Here is a 16,196-nt window from a genome sequence, read left to right as displayed (position 1 = left end):
CTTATCACCTCGTACTTTGTAGTTCTTTCTCAAATTGCTTCAGCTTCTCTACTAAACCAAATACTATTATCATATCATGTTCTTGCAGTTTTTCCTGCCCCGTTGGATTATGTATAATATCCCCATTTCTCAAAATCGCTAATATCGTTACATCAAACTGATTCCTCACATCACTCTCTAGTAACGATTTACCAACTAATATTGAATCTTTTCCAACTAAAATTTCTTCAATGACAAATGACTGTTCTATCCCATACAGCACTGTATCAATATAATGAACTGTTAATGGATTCGCAATACCTTTTGCAATATGAATTCCTGCCATACTGGATGGATTAATAACTTTATTTGCACCCGCACGCCTTAATTTCTCTTCAGTTTCTGGCTTTTCAGATCTCGCCACAATTTTAATTGCATCGTTTAATCCTCTTGCTGTTAATGTAATAAATACATTTTCAGCATCATTTGCTACGATAGCAACTAAACCAGCCGCTTTTGAAATTCCAGCATGATGTAAAACTTGATCCTCCGTCGCATCTCCATGTATATACAAAAGCTTTCCCTTCTCTAATACACTTTCATCTTTATCGACAACAACAAATGGAATTTTCTTTTCTTGCAATTCATGTACAACTTGAAGCCCCACTCTACCGCAACCACATACTATAATATGATTTTTCAACTGCGCTATTTGTTTATCCATCTTCTTCCTCCGCACTGCATGAAATAAATTCCCTTCAATAATCATAGCTGCCACTACCCCAATTGCATACGTAACAATACCTACGCCAACAGGAATAATAAGGAGCGCAAATACTTTCCCCGCTTGCGTTACAGGAACAGCATCTCCGTATCCAACAGTCAATACAGTAATCATCGTCATCCAAAATGCTTGAAACAAACTAATCTCTTCAATTGTCATAAATCCTATCGTTCCTAGAATTACAACAAAAGTCATACATATAACTGCGATCCATAATTGCTTACGTGCATTCATACCGTATTTCAACTCTTTTCTCTATCTACAATCTTTGCCAGTGGAAATAAAATACGTATATACTAGATACGGAATCTATGAAAGAGGTTGATATAATGAAGACATTTCTTTCCGCCTTACAATGGGCACTATTTATTTTAGCTGGAAGCCTTATTGTACCAATTAGTGTCGCAACTAGTTATGGTCTTGATGGCGCTGAAGCTATCGCATTCGTACAAAGAACATTATTTGTTCTAGGCTTTGCTGGTCTCTTGCAAGCTATATTTGGGCATAAACTTCCTATTCAAGAAGGTCCTGCTGGACTTTGGTGGGGAATTTTCTCCCTTTACGCAAGTTTAGGCGTCGTATTATTTGGATCAAACAATGAGACACTTAAAGTTCTTCAATATGCTTTCCTATTAAGCGGTATTATTTGTATTATTCTTAGCGCTTTTGGACTTATTGATAAACTCGTTCGCTATTTTACACCGACAGTCATTGGAACATATTTATTTCTTCTTGTTGCGCAGCTTAGTGGCTCCTTCTTAAAGGGAATGTTTGGCCTTGATGGAAAACATACAGAAGTACAACCTAACGTATTTATTCTTTCACTCATTGTTATTTTACTATCCTTTTTCATCATGAAGCTACCTATTATTGGACAATATTCTGTTCTTTTCAGTATCGTATGCGGCTGGATATTATTCGCATGCTTCGGGTTATCAAATCCAGTAACGCCTGTGACAGATATAATCCGTTTTCCGTCTCTATTTGTTTTCGGAATGCCTCGTATTGAATGGAACATGGCAATTACGGTCGTTTTCGTTACACTATTACTTCTAACAAATATGTTAGCAAGTATTCGTGTTGTGCAAAGGATTGTCTCTAAGTATGAAAAGAATGCAGCACCAGATCGTTTTAAACAAGCTGGCATTATAACAGGAATCAACCAATTGCTAGGCGGCCTATTTTCAGCTATTGGGCCTGTCGCTATTTCTGGATCAGCAGGTTTTATTGCAACGACTAATATTTATAAACGTCTCCCGTTTATATTAGGGTCAAGCTTTATTATTGTCGTTAGTATATTTCCAAAGATCACTTCATTCTTTGCAGCAATCCCTGTTGCAGTTGGTTATGCCGCTATTTATCCTGTATTCGCAAGCATGATTGGCCTTGCCTTTCGAGAATACGAAACTGTCCAGGATAAAGAACGATTATTTAAAGTAGCCGGTCTTTCAATCTTCACAGGAGTCGGAGTTATGTTTGTTCCAGCAGGAGCATATTCCACACTTCCACCATTTCTAGCATCGTTTTTAAGTAACGGTCTCGTTCTTGGATCTGTAATGGCCATTTTGCTAGAAATACTATTTTCTCGTTCCACAGCAAAACAAATATCGTAAATTGGAAAACTTCCATTATTGCACTCTACCTTTAGAGTTGTTACGATAAAATCAAACTTGAATCATTGGGGTTTTATCCATCCCCAATGATTATTAACCGATATTATGAGCAACACACTCATAATGATTTATCTACTTCTTTTCAAAGAGGTTTGATGTCTTACTATTATTCCTCAACATCTTCATGAACATGTATTTTGATTTCAATTAAAGAAAGGAATTTTCTATATGACTTATAAAATGATTGTTTTAGATTTAGATGATACTTTATTACGTGATGACCATACTATTTCACCTCGTACGAAAGAAGCGTTAATGACTGCACAAGAGCAAGGGGTAAAGGTTGTACTTGCTTCTGGACGTCCAACGTTTGGTATGCGCAATGTAGCCAAAGAACTTCGCTTAGAAGAATACGGCAGTTTCATTCTATCTTTTAATGGCGCAAAAATTATTAACTGTAAAACAAACGAAGAAATCTTTAGTAGTACACTATCTCCTGAAATCGTTCACAACCTATTTGAAATTAGTAAAACTGAAGATGTATGGATTCATACTTATATGGGCGATGATATCGTAACGGAAGAAAATAATCCTTATACTGAAATTGAGGGCGATATTACTGGTATGCCAATTGTTGTAGTAGATGACTTTAAAGCCGCAGTTAAAGAGCCTGTAGTAAAAGTATTAATGAATAAAGAAGCTGAACGCCTTGTTGAAGTTGAAAAGAAACTACAAAAACAACTAGAAGGCCAATTAAGCGTGATGCGTTCGAAACCATTCTTCTTAGAATTTACTGAAGCCGGTGTTACAAAAGGAACGAGCTTAAACAAACTGATTCAAAAGCTTGGCATTAAGCGTGAAGAAGTTATCGCAATGGGCGATAGCTATAACGACCAAGCAATGATTGAATTTGCTGGTCTTGGCGTTGCAATGGGCAATGCACCTGATGATATTAAAGAAATTGCAAATTACGTAACAGATACAAATATGAACGATGGTGTTGCAAAAGTTGTAGAGAAATTTGTTTTAAAAACGGATGTACTTGTTTAATATTTTCATTCACAAAACCTATTTGAAGTCAAATACTTCAAATAGGTTTTTATTTAAATTCTCATGCTTTTGTGACTATATTTTGAACTTTGCACTATTCTCGTAGTGTAAACTTTCTTTTTGTATATAATGAAACAAAATAGACTATTTTATTTTGAAAAAGAATACAAATTTACTATATACAAGCATACGTTAAAGGAGGCTACTTTATGTTATCTACACCAATCGGACGATTAAGAGCAATTGGACTAGTTGAGGGTATTTCTTTCCTATTACTATTATTTGTAGCAATGCCATTGAAATATTTCGCAGGATTTGCAACAGCTGTTAAAATTACAGGCATGGCTCATGGTGTTCTATTTATTCTATTCATCTTTGCAGTAATTCAAGTAACAATCGTACACCGTAAATCAATTTTATGGGCACTTGGAGCATTCGTTTCATCAGTTATCCCATTTGGTACTTTTGTACTAGATGCAAAATTAAAGAACGAGCAATAATAATAAAAAGGTAGTTAACGACTGTTAACTACCTTTTCTATTTATAAATTTGGAATTTCCCAATCAATTTCTCTTTCGCCCATATTAGCTAAAATCGTATTTACTTTAGAGTATGGCTTACTACCAAAGAAACCACGTCTTGCTGATAATGGACTTGGATGTACAGACTCGATAATATGATGATTCGGATTCGTAATTAACTTCTTCTTCGCCTGCGCATGGCGCCCCCACAATATGAAAATAACTGGCTTTTCACGTTCATTCAACAGTTGAATCACACGATCTGTGAAGTGCTCCCATCCTTTTCCCTTATGAGAATTTGCTTCACTTTGACGAACTGTTAATACGGTATTTAGTAGTAATACTCCTTGCTCCGCCCATTTTACTAAATAACCGTTATTCGGAATTTCATAACCATATTCATCTCGAAGCTCTTTATACATGTTTAACAATGATGGTGGTGTTTTAACACCAGGTTGTACAGAAAAGCTTAAACCATGCGCTTGATTCGGTCCATGATACGGATCTTGTCCTAAAATAACAACCTTTGTATTTTCATAACTTGTATACTGAAGAGCGTTAAAAATATCTTCCACCTTCGGATAAACAACATGCGTGCTGTATTCTTCTGTCAAAAAACTGGATAGAGTAAGATAATACTCTTTCTCAAATTCTGGTGCCAGTAATGGTCCCCAATCATTTCTTAAAACATTTTCCATGCTTTCACTTCCTGTCCAATTAATTCAACATATCCTGTTTTGTAAATACTAAGAACGAAATAATAAGAGAAACAACTGCCCAAACAGTTAAATTCATCAAAGAAAATCCCATTGATAAGCCTTGTAATGCAGGTAATTTTCCTGATAAATAATCCGTTAATGATAAATTCACGCTAAAAATATATTTCGCGCCTTCCCAAGATGTTGCGAATGAGCTTAAGATACCGCCTGCAATTAATGCAGCTAGCATAACGCCCATACCAGCTGGTGTATTACGAATTAAAACAGAGACCATAAATGATATAGTTCCGACAACGATAGCAACAAACCAGGCTAGTCCATACGCCATTAAGATGTATTGCCACTGCGGAATAAGGTGCACAAAGTTCGTATTTAACGTTTCCTTATCAATGACGAATCCTGTTAAAACAGGTAAATTCCATCCCAAGTATCCAAATACAAGCCCTGATAATATGTAAGCAAACAAACCTACAAGGAGCAGTATGAGCGAAATGAAAAATAACATCGTCACGTATTTACTAAGGAGTATTTTCCAGCGCCGAATCGGCCGCGTAAGTAACATCTTCATCGTCCCATCACTTCGTTCTCCAGAAACGATATCAATGGCGACAATCATTACGAGAAGCGGAATAAACAATGTAATTCCTTGTTCAATAAATGCTCTGACAAAAGTCGGTGCACCTGGCGCCATCGGATTAATATCATGATCTAAATAATATTGTTGTTGTTCAACTCTTACCTTTAACCAATCACGCCATTCTTCTGGCAATCTAGAATTATTCAACCGGTTCTGAGAATCAACAATTTGCTGTTGCAATGAAACCTTCCAATCAGTTGTACCGAGTCTTTTTTGTGTCGTTTCTATTTCGCGATACTGCGCATACACAAAAAGCGGGATTAAGATTGCTAAAATAAGCATAACAACAAAAATACGTTTCTTACGGTAAATCTTTTCTGATTCATTTAAAACTAGATTCGCAAATTCACGCATGCTGCTCACCCCTTGTGAGTTCAATAAATAAATCTTCTAGCGTAAATACAAGCTCCTTAACACTATGTACATCTATTTCATTTTCTACCAAGTGTTTATTCCAACTACTTATAGATGCAATATCCATGCGGCATAATAATCGCTCGCCTTCTACACTCACTTCTCTTACTTCTTCGGCTGCTTCTAACATATCTTTCGCCTTAGAAATTGGTGTAACAATCCATTCTACACGATCACTTGCTGTTTTAATTAATTCTTCAACCTTGGCAACTGTTATCATCTTTCCTTTATGAATAATAGCAACGCGATCGCATATCATTTGCACTTCACTTAGCAAGTGACTTGAAATAAACACGCTCATATTTTCTTCTTTTACAAGCTTATGTATAAATTCCCTAAGTTCTCTAATCCCTGCTGGATCTAAACCATTCGTTGGCTCATCTAATATGAGCAATTTTGGATTCCCAAGGAGCGCCTGCGCAATTCCAAGGCGTTGTTTCATACCAAGTGAGTACGTTTTTACCTTGTCATGAATTCTTTCATCTAAATGAACCATTTCAGCAATTTCAATAATACGTTCATCTGATATATCACCTAACATACGAGCAAATTGCTTTAAATTTTCCCATCCTGTTAAATATGTATACAACTCTGGGTTTTCAACGATACTCCCAATTTGACGCATCGCCTCTCTGAAATTGTCCTTAATCGAATAACCACCGATAGAAATCGTACCTTCTGTCGCCGTAATCAATCCGACTAACATTCGAATGGTAGTCGTCTTTCCAGCACCATTTGGTCCTAAGAACCCGAACACTTCTCCTTGCTTTACATCAAAGGAAATGTCCTCTACAAGAGTCTTCTTTCCAATTACCTTCTTCAAGTCTCGTACGGAAAGTATCGTCGTCATTTTACCCCTCCTTGTTCTAGTTTTAATTTACTTACAACATTTTGAACTAAACGTTCTGCCATATACGTATAACCTACTTCGTTCGGATGAAAATGATCAGAGTATAATAAATCTTTTCCGCGGTTTTGGAATAAATCAAATGTCGGTGTAATATACACATTTTTATCGTTTAGCGCTAACTTCTCTAAAGATGCATTCCAGTCCACAACAATGTTTGAAGACCCTTTTAAATCTTCTACATCTTCAAAAGGATTGTATAAACCAAGCCAAAAAATTGGACTATCTGTATTTAATTTACGAATTTCTTCTATAATTTTCTTTGCTTCATTTTGAAACGTTTCTGTGTCAGGACGATACGTATCTAAATCTATCTTCCCAAGCGATTCCCAGCCTGGGAACAAATCATTCCCACCAATCGTTAACACGATTACATCTGCTTGCTTAATTGAATATTGAGCGCCATTACTTTCAATTTGTTTTAATAAATCGGGCATTTTTGCACCACTAACTGCTAAATTTGTTAATGCAATTTTTTGCTTATAATCTTTTTGTAAATCCTCTTTCATTCGCCCAACATAGCCAATTCCTTCTTTATCACCAACGCCACGCGTTAATGAATCACCTAAACTAACGATTTGTAACGTTCCCGTTTTCTTTTTCTCTTTTGCCACTACATCGGTCTTTTTAATTAAATTTGAAGCTTTCGGATTTAATACATCATTTACACCTGAAACAAAGCCATATGCAAATAAACAGAAAGATGCAATTGTAATGAGTAGAATTACTTTTACTACTTTTGATCTCATATCAAAACCCCTTTTAGCCCTCATAGATTGTCCATAATTATACCAAACGAAATTTTGAAAAGCGATTTTCACACCTTCTCAATTATGTCGTTTCTCTATCTACTAACTCTGGTAATAACTCTATATGCTTCACATCTAATTTCTCTTCATTAATCTTTTCATATAATAATTCAAACGCTTTCAATCCAACGTTTTTACTAGAATGCGAAATCGTCGTTATACCCAATATATCTGCCACCTCTTGATCATCACACCCAATAATCGTAATATCCTCTGGAATACGAATTCCTTGTTTTTTTGCTTCTGTAACCATCCCCGCTGCAATATGGTTACAAGATACAAGGAACGCCGTCGGTTTTACTGACATATGAGCCCATTCTCTAATTACATTGCGTCCATCTTCCACTGTAAAACACCCCTCAAATTTCCAGGTCTCTAACGGTGTTACGATACTCTTTTGAAGCGAATCTTCATACGCCCTCTTTCGTCTTTGGCTATTAACGCTATTACTTCTTCCAATACAATATCCAATACTTGTATGACCGGCATCTATTAAGCTTTTCATCCCACGTGAAAATACTTTGTAGTAATCAATATGGACACTTGAAATGCATTTTGAATCTATTTCTTCACACATAACAATCGGGCCGAATTTCGTATATTCTTCAAGCTTCTCCTTACTATTTGCCCGAGAACAAATAATAACCCCATCAAGCTTTTTCATTTTTAACATATTTAAAATTTCTAGTTCTCTTTCTTCGCTATAATTTGTCTGGCAAAGCATCATATTATAATTATTCTTTGCCGTTTCTTTTGATATCCCCTCAATAATAGCGCTATAATATTGATCATTTACGTGTGGCAATAAAACGCCAATTACATTCGTTTTTCCTTTCACTAAATGAATTGCATTCACGTTTTGCGTGTAATTTAATTCTTCTATAATCGCTAAAATTTCTTTTCGTTTCTGTTCATTTACGTACGGATGATTATTTAGTACACGTGAAACAGTTGAAACAGATACTCCAGCAAGTTCAGCAATCTTTCTTATATTTGTCATCTCACTTTCCCCTTCTCACAAAAATTCTCTCTTGACCTGGTAAGCTTTCCACAATATATCCTTTCCTAGCAAATACATTTAGAAAGGATATACAACTATGCTTCGATTCAAATTAGAATATATATTTTTCATTGGCGGTTTACTCATTCTTGCCATCGGTATTAATATGATGACGACAATTACTTCCTTTGGACTTAGCCCTTATGATTCCTTCTTTATTGCACTATATCAAAATTTTGGGATAAGTATTGGTTTTTGGATTTTCATGATTAACTTTGCCTTTACACTTATCGTACTCTTTTGGAATAAAAAACAAATTACAATCGGTACAATTGTAACGATGGTTCTTATTTCTCTTTTTGTTGATTGGATTGGTTCCATTATAACTATTATGGACGCTATCCGCTCTCTTCCAAAATATATAACACTTATTTGCGGAAATCTATTCGTTGGAGCTGGAATTGGTCTTTACGTCTCTACAAACCTTTGCGCAGCGCCTCAAGAAGCTTTCGTTTTAACCGTTGCTGAGAAGAAAAAATGGACGTTTAAAAGAACAGAGATTTCATTAGCCTTTTTATTTTTAACTTTAAGCTTTTTATTAGATGGACCTATCTATTTTGGAACCATCATCTTATCCTTTACAACAGGCTGGATTATCCAAGCATTTATTCAAGTTGGTACACAGATTTTAAATAGAAAAGAACCTATTAAGCAAGCTGCTTAATAGGCTCTTTCTGTTTTATGGTAAGAGATACTACTTAGCATCCCCTTCAATTCGATAGTTCGCTTTCAAACAATCTATTTCTTCATACCCTTGCAACGTATGTAGAATATAATCATAATCAGCAAGAGACGCACGATGCGTTACAATTACAATTTCAGCCTTTCCTTTCTCTTCAAGCGGCATTTGAATAATTTTCTCAAAGCTAACTCCGCGCTCAGAGAACAATGAAGTAATTTTTGCAAATACACCAATTTCGTCTTTTACATGCAGTCTTAAAAACTTTTTCACGACTATTTCGTCTGGCTCTTTTAATACTTTTTGATACTGTGGGACTACAGCACTATTTCCTGTTACCCCTAATCTAATATTTTGCATTACAGCAACTAAATCCGAAACAACAGCTGTCGCTGTCGGTAAACTTCCTGCCCCTGGTCCATAAAACATCGTTTCCCCAACTGCTTCACCGTACACATACACAGCGTTATATTCATTTTGTACTGCCGCAAGAGGGTGTGTATTTGGAAGTAAAGTTGGTTCAACCGTAACCTCCAATTTTTCACCATCTCGTTTTGCAAGACCGATTAATTTAATTGTATAACCTAAGCTCTTACTGTATTCAATATCTTCCTCTGTAATAGAGGTAATTCCTTTTACGTTCACATCTCCAAGCTCTACATTTGTAGAGAAACCGAGAGTAGCTAAAATCGTCATTTTTCTTGCTGCATCTAAACCTTCTACATCTGATGTTGGATCTGCTTCTGCAAATCCAAGTTGTTGGGCTTCTTTTAACACGTCGTTATATGCTCTCCCTTCGTCTGACATTTTCGTCAAAATAAAATTTGTCGTTCCATTTACAATTCCCATGACTTTCGTAATAAGATCTGAAGAGAGTCCTTCTACAATACTGCGTAGAATTGGAATTCCCCCTGCCACACTCGCTTCATAGAAGAGATCAGTTTTATTATCTTTTGCTGTCGCTAATAATTCAGCTCCATGTAATGCCATTAAGTCTTTATTTGCAGTTACAACATGCTTTCCGCTTTTTAAAGCTTGTAAAATATATAATTTTGCATCATCAATGCCACCCATTACTTCGATGACAACATCAATATTTGGATTATCTAAAATTTCATTTGCATCTTGTGTTAATAGAGTAGAAGGTACCTCTACTTCTCTCTCTTTCTCAATGTTTTGCACTAATACTTTCGTTACCTTCACTGGACAACCTACTTGGTGTATGAGTCTTTCTTGATGATCCGTAATAATACGAACTACACCACTCCCAACTGTCCCAAGACCTAATAAACCAACTTGAATTTCTTTCATAGTACTGTCCACCCCTCAAAAATTGTGTTTAGATGAAATTATATGAATAAAAAATCTGAAAAACAATGTATTTCGAACATTCGGAAAAATAAAGGTTAATCTTTACAAGGAAAACGTTGCCACGTGTTACACAATCTTTCTTTACAATATATAAGGGGTTTCTTGATACACGTAATAATTCAACCAATTAGAAAACAATAAATTCCCATGACTCCTCCACCTAACAAGGGGCTTTTCATCTGGATTATTATGTTTAAAATAGTTTTTTGGCACATCAATATTTAATCCCTTGTCACGATCTCGTTCGTATTCTTGCTTTAACGTATCACAACTATATTCACTATGCCCAAGGGCAAACACTTGCCTTCCTTCTTGCCCAATGACCAGGTGAACACCCGCTTCCTCAGAATTTGCTAATAATGTTAAGTCTGTCACCTCTCTAATATCACTCTCTCGTACTTCTGTATGACGAGAATGGGGAGCAAAAAACAATTCATCAAACCCTTGTAACAATTTCACATGTTGCTCGCAAACTTCATGTTCAAATACACCGAACATTTTTTCCTTAAGAGGATACTTTGGAACACCATAATGATAATACAAGCCAGCCTGTGCCCCCCAGCAAATATGGAGCGTAGATGTTACATTCGTTTTTGAATACTCCATAATACGTTTAAGCTCTTCCCAATAATCTACCTCTTCAAAAGAAAGAGTTTCAACTGGTGCTCCTGTTATAATGAGCCCGTCAAATTTTTCATTTTCAATATCACGAAATGTTTTATAAAAGCTCATTAAATGGTCCTGCGCTACATTGCGAGAGAAATGTGATTCCATATGAAGCAAATGAACATCTAATTGCAACGGTGTGTTGCCAATTAAACGAAGTAATTGCGCTTCTGTTTCTTGCTTTGTAGGCATTAAATTTAAGATAGCAATTTTCAATGCCCGAATATCTTGTGTTTCTGCTCGCTCCTTCGTCATTACAAATATATTTTCCTTCTGCAACACTTTGCGAGCTGGTAAATCTTTATCAATTATGATCGGCATGTTCTTTGCCTCCGACTAGCGCCGCTTCTAAATCTGCAATAATATCAGAAACATCTTCTATGCCAACAGATAAACGAATTAAATCTGATGTAACGCCAGCTAGACGCTGATCTTCAGCACTTAATTGTCTATGCGTTGTGCTAGCAGGATGTATAACGCAAGTTCGTGCATCCGCTACATGCGTTACAAGAGTTGCTAGTTTTACATTTGCGATAAATTCTTTCGCCGCTTCTAATCCGCCCTTAATGCCGAATGTTAAAACACCACTAGCACCTTTTTTCAAATACGTTTGTGCTAACGAGTAATTTTCATTGCTATCTAATCCAGGATAATTCACCCATTCAATACGTTCATGGTTAGCAAGCCACTTAGCAACTACGAGAGCATTTTCACTATGACGCTCCATTCTTAAATGCAGCGTTTCTAAGCCGATATTGCTAATATACGCATTGAATGGGCTCATACAGTTTCCGTAGTCCCTTAATAATTGAACACGCGCCTTCACAATATAAGCTGCTGCACCAAAATTTTGAACGTAACTTACGCCGTGATAACTTGGATCCGGTTCAACAAGTTCAGGATATTTCCCATTTGTCCAATCAAAGTTCCCTCCGTCAATGACAATGCCGCCTAAAGAGCTTGCATGACCATCAATATATTTCGTCGTAGAATGAACGATAATATTTGCTCCGTGCTCAAATGCTTGGCATAAATAAGGAGTTGCTAATGTATTATCCACGATAAAAGGCACTTCTAACTCTTTCGCTGCATCTGAAAATTCTTTAAAATTCAAAACGTTCATCGCTGGATTTCCTAATGATTCTGCATAAATGAGCTTCGTCTTATCGTTAGCAAGTGCCGCAATTTCATCTGCCGTTAAATTGGGATTAAAGAACGTAACATCAATGCCAAGCTTACGTAAACTCACCCCAAATAAATTAAACGTTCCCCCGTAAACAGTTGAAGAGCAAAGTAAATGGTCTCCACTACTACAAATATTTAAAACTGCGAGCATAATAGCCGCTTGCCCAGAAGCCGTTGCAACAGCTCCTACCCCGCCTTCTAAATCTGATAACTTCTGCTCAAATGCAGCTAGAGTAGGGTTTCCAATACGCGTATAAATATATCCTTCTGCCTCTAAGTTAAATAGGGCTGCTAAATCATCCGAAGTATCGTATTTATACGTTGTACTTTGATAAAGTGGTAAAACACGTGGTTCACCATTCTTTGGCGTATAGCCACCTTGCACACAAATCGTTCCTTTTCCCCATGATTCTCCCATCTCTCATTCTCCTTTCTTTTATACAAAATAAAAAACTGCCCCTTTCCTGAAAACAAGAAAGGAGCAGTTTGAAAACACGCTCTAAAGGCTCTTTCTTATCTCTCAGGATTACTACCTGCAGGATTTGGCACAATTCCGTTATACGGCTGTTGCCAAGGTTTCATCGGGCCTGTCCCTCCACCTTTTCTTGATAAGACTATGCAATTACCGTTGATTTTATAGCAATAATTTCCTAATGTCAAACAGTTTTTCTGAATGTTCTAAAATAAATATTAACAATTTCATATAAAGCAACAAAAGAAATATATTCCATACTAACTCGAAAAAGACCTTTAGAAAAAATGATTCATGTAAAATAAACCCCAATCATCTATTTTCATTAAACAAACTGTTTTAATAGAGCGTATAATTCTTCAAAATTATGCACTTCATATGTCGGTATAATCCCACTATCATTTAATTTCCTTTCTGGATTAAACCAACAAGTATCAATTCCCGCTACATATCCACCTTTAATATCGGCACTTAATGAATCCCCAATAATCAGCCCTTCTTCAGGTGCAAAGTTAGGAATCCGTTCAAAAACATAATCAAAATACTCTTTCATCGGCTTTTGAAAACCTGTATCTTCCGAAACAAAAACATCTTTAAATAATGAATGTAACCCTGCATTACGCAAACGTTTATCTTGCGTCTTAGAAACACCATTTGTCACTATATACAACTCATACTCCCCTTGAATTTGATTTATAAATTCAAACGCACCTTGCATGAGTTGATTTCCTTCTTCTAAGTAGCTACGATAATTATTTTCGAATAATATACCGTCTACTTCTTCTCCATACTCTTTAAACAACATAGAGAATCGTTTATTTACAACTTCATTACGTGATAGTTCACCTTTTTCAAAAGCATTCCAAAGACCTTTATTTATTTTTTTATAACGAGCCCCTATCTCCTCTGTTAAAGGGATTCCCTTCTCTTCAAAAAGCACCTGTAAAGCTACTTTTTCAGCCTTTTGGAAATCTAATAATGTATCATCTACATCAAATAGCAATGTTTTATATTTTTTCATAAATTCATCACACTCTCTTTTCTACAAAAACAAATTTACATAAATCGTATCATTCCTTCTTGTAAAGATAATAGGAGATATCTCATACTATAAATAGGGGTGAAAATATGAAAATCAGCAAAAATGAAGAAGAAATTTATCAATACATGCGAATCCATCAATTCCATACCCTATTTTCATTTCATGTCTTGCCATATGTAGAGCTGCATTCTTTTCAAACGAAAGAGATGATATGTAGCGAAGGAAACGCCCTCCCTTATCTCTATTACTTAATTTCTGGGAAAGCAAAAATATATATGAATCATAAAAACGGGAAAGTTTCATTAATTAATTTTATTCAAGCACCATCTTTTATCGGGGAATTAGGATTAATAGGAGTAGAAAATATCACCAAGTCCGTTGAAGTACTAGAAGATTGTGTTTGTTTAGCACTTCCTCTTAAAGATTGTCAGCAACTTTTATTACAAGATGCAACGTTTTTACAGCACTTATGCAAATTTATTGGAGAAAAGACAATTACTCGCACTGAAAATTACGCAAAAAACTATAGTTATCCTTTCGAAAATCGATTAGCTGCTTTTATTTTATTAACAGAACAAAATAATTGTTATATAGAAAAGCATACTGAGGCTGCAGAATACTTAAATGTCAGCTATCGTCATCTTTTATATGTATTAAACCAATTTTGCCAACAAAATTATTTAAAAAAAGAAGGCCGAACATATTATATACAAGATCGAAATACATTAGAAAAGCTTGCTGACGAGCTGAAAATATAAAGAAACAGCATTAACATAAACGTTAATGCTGTTTCTTTGAGTGACGATTATAATTTAAATTAAAATTTACTTGCTACTTTAGCTGCTTCTTCAAGACCTGCAGCAATGATTTCTTCTGCTTTATCTGGGAATTGGTTATGTCCTTCAATAACTACTGTTTCCATGTTTGTTGCACCGAAGAAGCCCATCATGCTTGCTACATATTTAACAGCCATTTCTACCTCAGCTGCTGGACCTTCTGAATATACGCCGCCGCGCGCGTTTAATAATGCAATCTTCTTATCTCCAATTAAACCAACTGGACCTTCTGGTGTATATTTGAACGTTTTACCAGCACGGTTTAAATAATCAATATATGTGTGTAACACTGCTGGAATCGTTAAGTTCCATAATGGGAAGCCGAAAACAATTTTATCAGCTTCTAGAAATTGATTTAAATACTTATCAGCAACTGCTACTGCTTTTGCCTCTTCTTCTGTTAAATCAAATCCTTTACCTGCCTTAAATGTACCATTGATCATGTCTACACCTACATATGGTAATTCTTCTTTATATAAATCAAGTTCTACTACTGTATCATTTGGGTGTGCTTCTTTATAGTTCGCTAAAAATGCCTCATATAATTTTACACTAACTGCTTGTTCCGCTGGACGGTTGTTTGCTTTAACAAATAAAACTGTTGCCATTATTTCTTCCTCCTAGTACTCACTCTTATGTTGTTATATGCTTTCAAAAAAGGTATCCCTTGTAATTGTTGTTTTGTTGCTTACAAACATATTTTATCTTTATATCAATACATTTTCGTCCTCACATAGACGTATTTTTCCATAAAAAAAGTCCACCTTCTAAAGGCGAACTAGGTCTTACGACTTTTGTCTTATACAATTCCATTTTTCACTGCATATAACGCCGCTTGCGTGCGATCAGATAAATTCAACTTACTCAAAATACTACTTACATGAGCTTTTACTGTTTTTTCTGTAATAACTAAAACAGAAGCGATCTCTTTATTACTCATCCCTTTCGCTAATAGCTGCAGCACTTCATTTTCTCTCGCCGTTAGCACATCCACTTGAATAGAAGGTTCTTCTTCCTTTTCTTCCACAGGTAGTGTTTGAGAGAGAAGAGTATTTGCTATATCCGGATGTAATTGAATATTACCTTTATATGCGCTTCGAATAGCTTCAACAAGCTGATCCGGTTCTACATCTTTTAAAATATACCCACTTGCCCCCGCCCTTAACGCTGGTAAAACATGCGCCTGATCAGAAAAGCTAGTTAATACAATTACTTTCACATTCGGATATTCTTTTTTGATGCACGCCGTCGCCTCGACACCATCCATTTCGGGCATATATAAATCCATTAATACAACATCTGGATTCGTCTCCCCTACTTTCACTAACGCTTCTTTCCCATTATTTGCTTCTCCAACTAACGTTAAATCTTCCTGTGTACTTAAGAAAAATGCTAATCCTTTTAAAACGACTGTATGATCATCGACTAACAATACTTTTATTTTCACAAACT

General features: G+C 35.7%; 17 protein-coding genes and 1 riboswitch. Of the genes, 5 read left to right on the top strand and 12 right to left on the bottom strand.

The genetic code is table 11. The features are described 5' to 3' along the window. Nucleotides 1-4 precede the first annotated feature (4 nt). The gene (locus N2V92_RS08005) at nt 5-997 is read right to left on the bottom strand and encodes a potassium channel family protein (RefSeq protein WP_000993978.1); all 993 of its coding nucleotides are present in this window, start codon (nt 995-997) and stop codon (nt 5-7) included. Nucleotides 998-1,092: 95 nt separating this feature from the next. Between N2V92_RS08005 and N2V92_RS08000 the strand changes: the two genes are divergently transcribed. From N2V92_RS08000 to N2V92_RS07990, 3 genes are all read left to right on the top strand, one after another. Continuing rightward, a complete protein-coding gene (locus N2V92_RS08000; protein WP_000847020.1) occupies nt 1,093-2,376 on the top strand; it encodes a purine/pyrimidine permease in 1,284 nt (427 codons plus the stop codon). 228 nt (nt 2,377-2,604) lie between these two features. Next, nucleotides 2,605-3,426 carry a Cof-type HAD-IIB family hydrolase gene (locus N2V92_RS07995; protein ID WP_000221382.1) on the top strand — a complete coding sequence of 274 codons (822 nt, stop codon included), beginning with the start codon at nt 2,605-2,607 and terminating at the stop codon, nt 3,424-3,426. Between the two features lie 209 nt (nt 3,427-3,635). Then, nucleotides 3,636-3,926 (top strand): DUF3817 domain-containing protein, encoded by a 291-nt coding sequence (locus N2V92_RS07990; protein ID WP_000953395.1) that lies wholly within the window; start codon nt 3,636-3,638, stop codon nt 3,924-3,926. A 41-nt stretch (nt 3,927-3,967) separates the two neighbouring features. Here the strand turns inward: N2V92_RS07990 and N2V92_RS07985 are convergent, their stop codons facing one another. Genes N2V92_RS07985 through N2V92_RS07965 form a run of 5 tightly spaced genes read right to left on the bottom strand, consistent with a single transcriptional unit; the run spans nt 3,968 to nt 8,433 of the window. After that, nucleotides 3,968-4,645: a uracil-DNA glycosylase gene (locus N2V92_RS07985; protein WP_000432545.1), complete on the bottom strand. Its 678-nt coding sequence runs from the start codon at nt 4,643-4,645 to the stop codon at nt 3,968-3,970. A gap of 19 nt (nt 4,646-4,664) precedes the next feature. Continuing rightward, nucleotides 4,665-5,657 carry an ABC transporter permease subunit gene (locus tag N2V92_RS07980; protein WP_016078219.1) on the bottom strand — a complete coding sequence of 331 codons (993 nt, stop codon included), beginning with the start codon at nt 5,655-5,657 and terminating at the stop codon, nt 4,665-4,667. Then, the gene (locus N2V92_RS07975; protein ID WP_000207706.1) at nt 5,650-6,567 is read right to left on the bottom strand and encodes an ABC transporter ATP-binding protein; all 918 of its coding nucleotides are present in this window, start codon (nt 6,565-6,567) and stop codon (nt 5,650-5,652) included. Before N2V92_RS07975 ends, N2V92_RS07980 begins: the two co-directional genes overlap by 8 nt. Beyond that, complete coding sequence (locus N2V92_RS07970) at nt 6,564-7,445, bottom strand: SGNH/GDSL hydrolase family protein (RefSeq protein ID WP_002083539.1); 882 nt, start codon at nt 7,443-7,445, stop codon at nt 6,564-6,566. The genes N2V92_RS07975 and N2V92_RS07970 overlap by 4 nt, the downstream gene beginning before the upstream one ends. A 10-nt stretch (nt 7,446-7,455) precedes the next feature. Further along, nucleotides 7,456-8,433, bottom strand: a complete 978-nt coding sequence (locus N2V92_RS07965; protein ID WP_000181962.1) for a LacI family DNA-binding transcriptional regulator — start codon at nt 8,431-8,433, stop codon at nt 7,456-7,458. Between the two features lie 97 nt (nt 8,434-8,530). On the opposite strand from N2V92_RS07965, the gene N2V92_RS07960 reads away from it, so the two are divergent. Next, complete coding sequence (locus N2V92_RS07960) at nt 8,531-9,157, top strand: YczE/YyaS/YitT family protein (RefSeq protein WP_016078220.1); 627 nt, start codon at nt 8,531-8,533, stop codon at nt 9,155-9,157. Between the two features lie 30 nt (nt 9,158-9,187). Here N2V92_RS07960 and N2V92_RS07955 read toward each other — a convergent pair whose 3' ends face one another. The 4 genes from N2V92_RS07955 to N2V92_RS07940 form a co-directional block, all read right to left on the bottom strand. Continuing rightward, complete coding sequence (locus N2V92_RS07955) at nt 9,188-10,483, bottom strand: homoserine dehydrogenase (RefSeq protein WP_000659105.1); 1,296 nt, start codon at nt 10,481-10,483, stop codon at nt 9,188-9,190. A 141-nt stretch (nt 10,484-10,624) separates the two neighbouring features. Then, the gene (gene metA / locus N2V92_RS07950; RefSeq protein ID WP_001121542.1) at nt 10,625-11,530 is read right to left on the bottom strand and encodes a homoserine O-acetyltransferase MetA; all 906 of its coding nucleotides are present in this window, start codon (nt 11,528-11,530) and stop codon (nt 10,625-10,627) included. Next, nucleotides 11,514-12,812: a bifunctional O-acetylhomoserine aminocarboxypropyltransferase/cysteine synthase gene (locus N2V92_RS07945; RefSeq protein WP_000504772.1), complete on the bottom strand. Its 1,299-nt coding sequence runs from the start codon at nt 12,810-12,812 to the stop codon at nt 11,514-11,516. The genes metA and N2V92_RS07945 overlap by 17 nt, the downstream gene beginning before the upstream one ends. Before the next feature lie 92 nt (nt 12,813-12,904). Continuing rightward, nucleotides 12,905-13,009, bottom strand: a riboswitch (SAM riboswitch). Between the two features lie 182 nt (nt 13,010-13,191). Further along, complete coding sequence (locus N2V92_RS07940; RefSeq protein ID WP_000760178.1) at nt 13,192-13,887, bottom strand: YjjG family noncanonical pyrimidine nucleotidase; 696 nt, start codon at nt 13,885-13,887, stop codon at nt 13,192-13,194. Nucleotides 13,888-13,994: 107 nt separating this feature from the next. On the opposite strand from N2V92_RS07940, the gene N2V92_RS07935 reads away from it, so the two are divergent. Beyond that, nucleotides 13,995-14,666 (top strand): transcriptional regulator YeiL, encoded by a 672-nt coding sequence (locus N2V92_RS07935; RefSeq protein ID WP_000703316.1) that lies wholly within the window; start codon nt 13,995-13,997, stop codon nt 14,664-14,666. Between the two features lie 59 nt (nt 14,667-14,725). On the opposite strand, the gene N2V92_RS07930 is transcribed toward N2V92_RS07935, so the two are convergent. Next, nucleotides 14,726-15,352 (bottom strand): FMN-dependent NADH-azoreductase, encoded by a 627-nt coding sequence (locus N2V92_RS07930; protein WP_000246718.1) that lies wholly within the window; start codon nt 15,350-15,352, stop codon nt 14,726-14,728. A 191-nt stretch (nt 15,353-15,543) separates the two neighbouring features. After that, on the bottom strand, nt 15,544-16,191 hold the full coding sequence (locus N2V92_RS07925; protein WP_000695816.1) for a response regulator: 648 nt from the start codon (nt 16,189-16,191) through the stop codon (nt 15,544-15,546). Nucleotides 16,192-16,196: the final 5 nt, after the last annotated feature.

Source organism: Bacillus sp. CH_48 (assembly GCF_038008465.1).
Taxonomy (GTDB): domain Bacteria; phylum Bacillota; class Bacilli; order Bacillales; family Bacillaceae_G; genus Bacillus_A; species Bacillus_A thuringiensis_S.
The sequence above is the reverse complement of the archived record's forward strand: the minus strand, read 5'-3'. Positions and strand labels throughout refer to the sequence as shown.

Coding starts and splice junctions, on each gene's coding strand:
- N2V92_RS08005 (WP_000993978.1), bottom strand. CDS start 997: ATGAATGCACGTAAGCAATTATGGATCGCAGTTATATGTATGACTTTT.
- N2V92_RS08000 (WP_000847020.1), top strand. CDS start 1,093: ATGAAGACATTTCTTTCCGCCTTACAATGGGCACTATTTATTTTAGCT.
- N2V92_RS07995 (WP_000221382.1), top strand. CDS start 2,605: ATGACTTATAAAATGATTGTTTTAGATTTAGATGATACTTTATTACGT.
- N2V92_RS07990 (WP_000953395.1), top strand. CDS start 3,636: ATGTTATCTACACCAATCGGACGATTAAGAGCAATTGGACTAGTTGAG.
- N2V92_RS07985 (WP_000432545.1), bottom strand. CDS start 4,645: ATGGAAAATGTTTTAAGAAATGATTGGGGACCATTACTGGCACCAGAA.
- N2V92_RS07980 (WP_016078219.1), bottom strand. CDS start 5,657: ATGCGTGAATTTGCGAATCTAGTTTTAAATGAATCAGAAAAGATTTAC.
- N2V92_RS07975 (WP_000207706.1), bottom strand. CDS start 6,567: ATGACGACGATACTTTCCGTACGAGACTTGAAGAAGGTAATTGGAAAG.
- N2V92_RS07965 (WP_000181962.1), bottom strand. CDS start 8,433: ATGACAAATATAAGAAAGATTGCTGAACTTGCTGGAGTATCTGTTTCA.
- N2V92_RS07960 (WP_016078220.1), top strand. CDS start 8,531: ATGCTTCGATTCAAATTAGAATATATATTTTTCATTGGCGGTTTACTC.
- N2V92_RS07955 (WP_000659105.1), bottom strand. CDS start 10,483: ATGAAAGAAATTCAAGTTGGTTTATTAGGTCTTGGGACAGTTGGGAGT.
- metA (WP_001121542.1), bottom strand. CDS start 11,530: ATGCCGATCATAATTGATAAAGATTTACCAGCTCGCAAAGTGTTGCAG.
- N2V92_RS07945 (WP_000504772.1), bottom strand. CDS start 12,812: ATGGGAGAATCATGGGGAAAAGGAACGATTTGTGTGCAAGGTGGCTAT.
- N2V92_RS07940 (WP_000760178.1), bottom strand. CDS start 13,887: ATGAAAAAATATAAAACATTGCTATTTGATGTAGATGATACATTATTA.
- N2V92_RS07935 (WP_000703316.1), top strand. CDS start 13,995: ATGAAAATCAGCAAAAATGAAGAAGAAATTTATCAATACATGCGAATC.
- N2V92_RS07930 (WP_000246718.1), bottom strand. CDS start 15,352: ATGGCAACAGTTTTATTTGTTAAAGCAAACAACCGTCCAGCGGAACAA.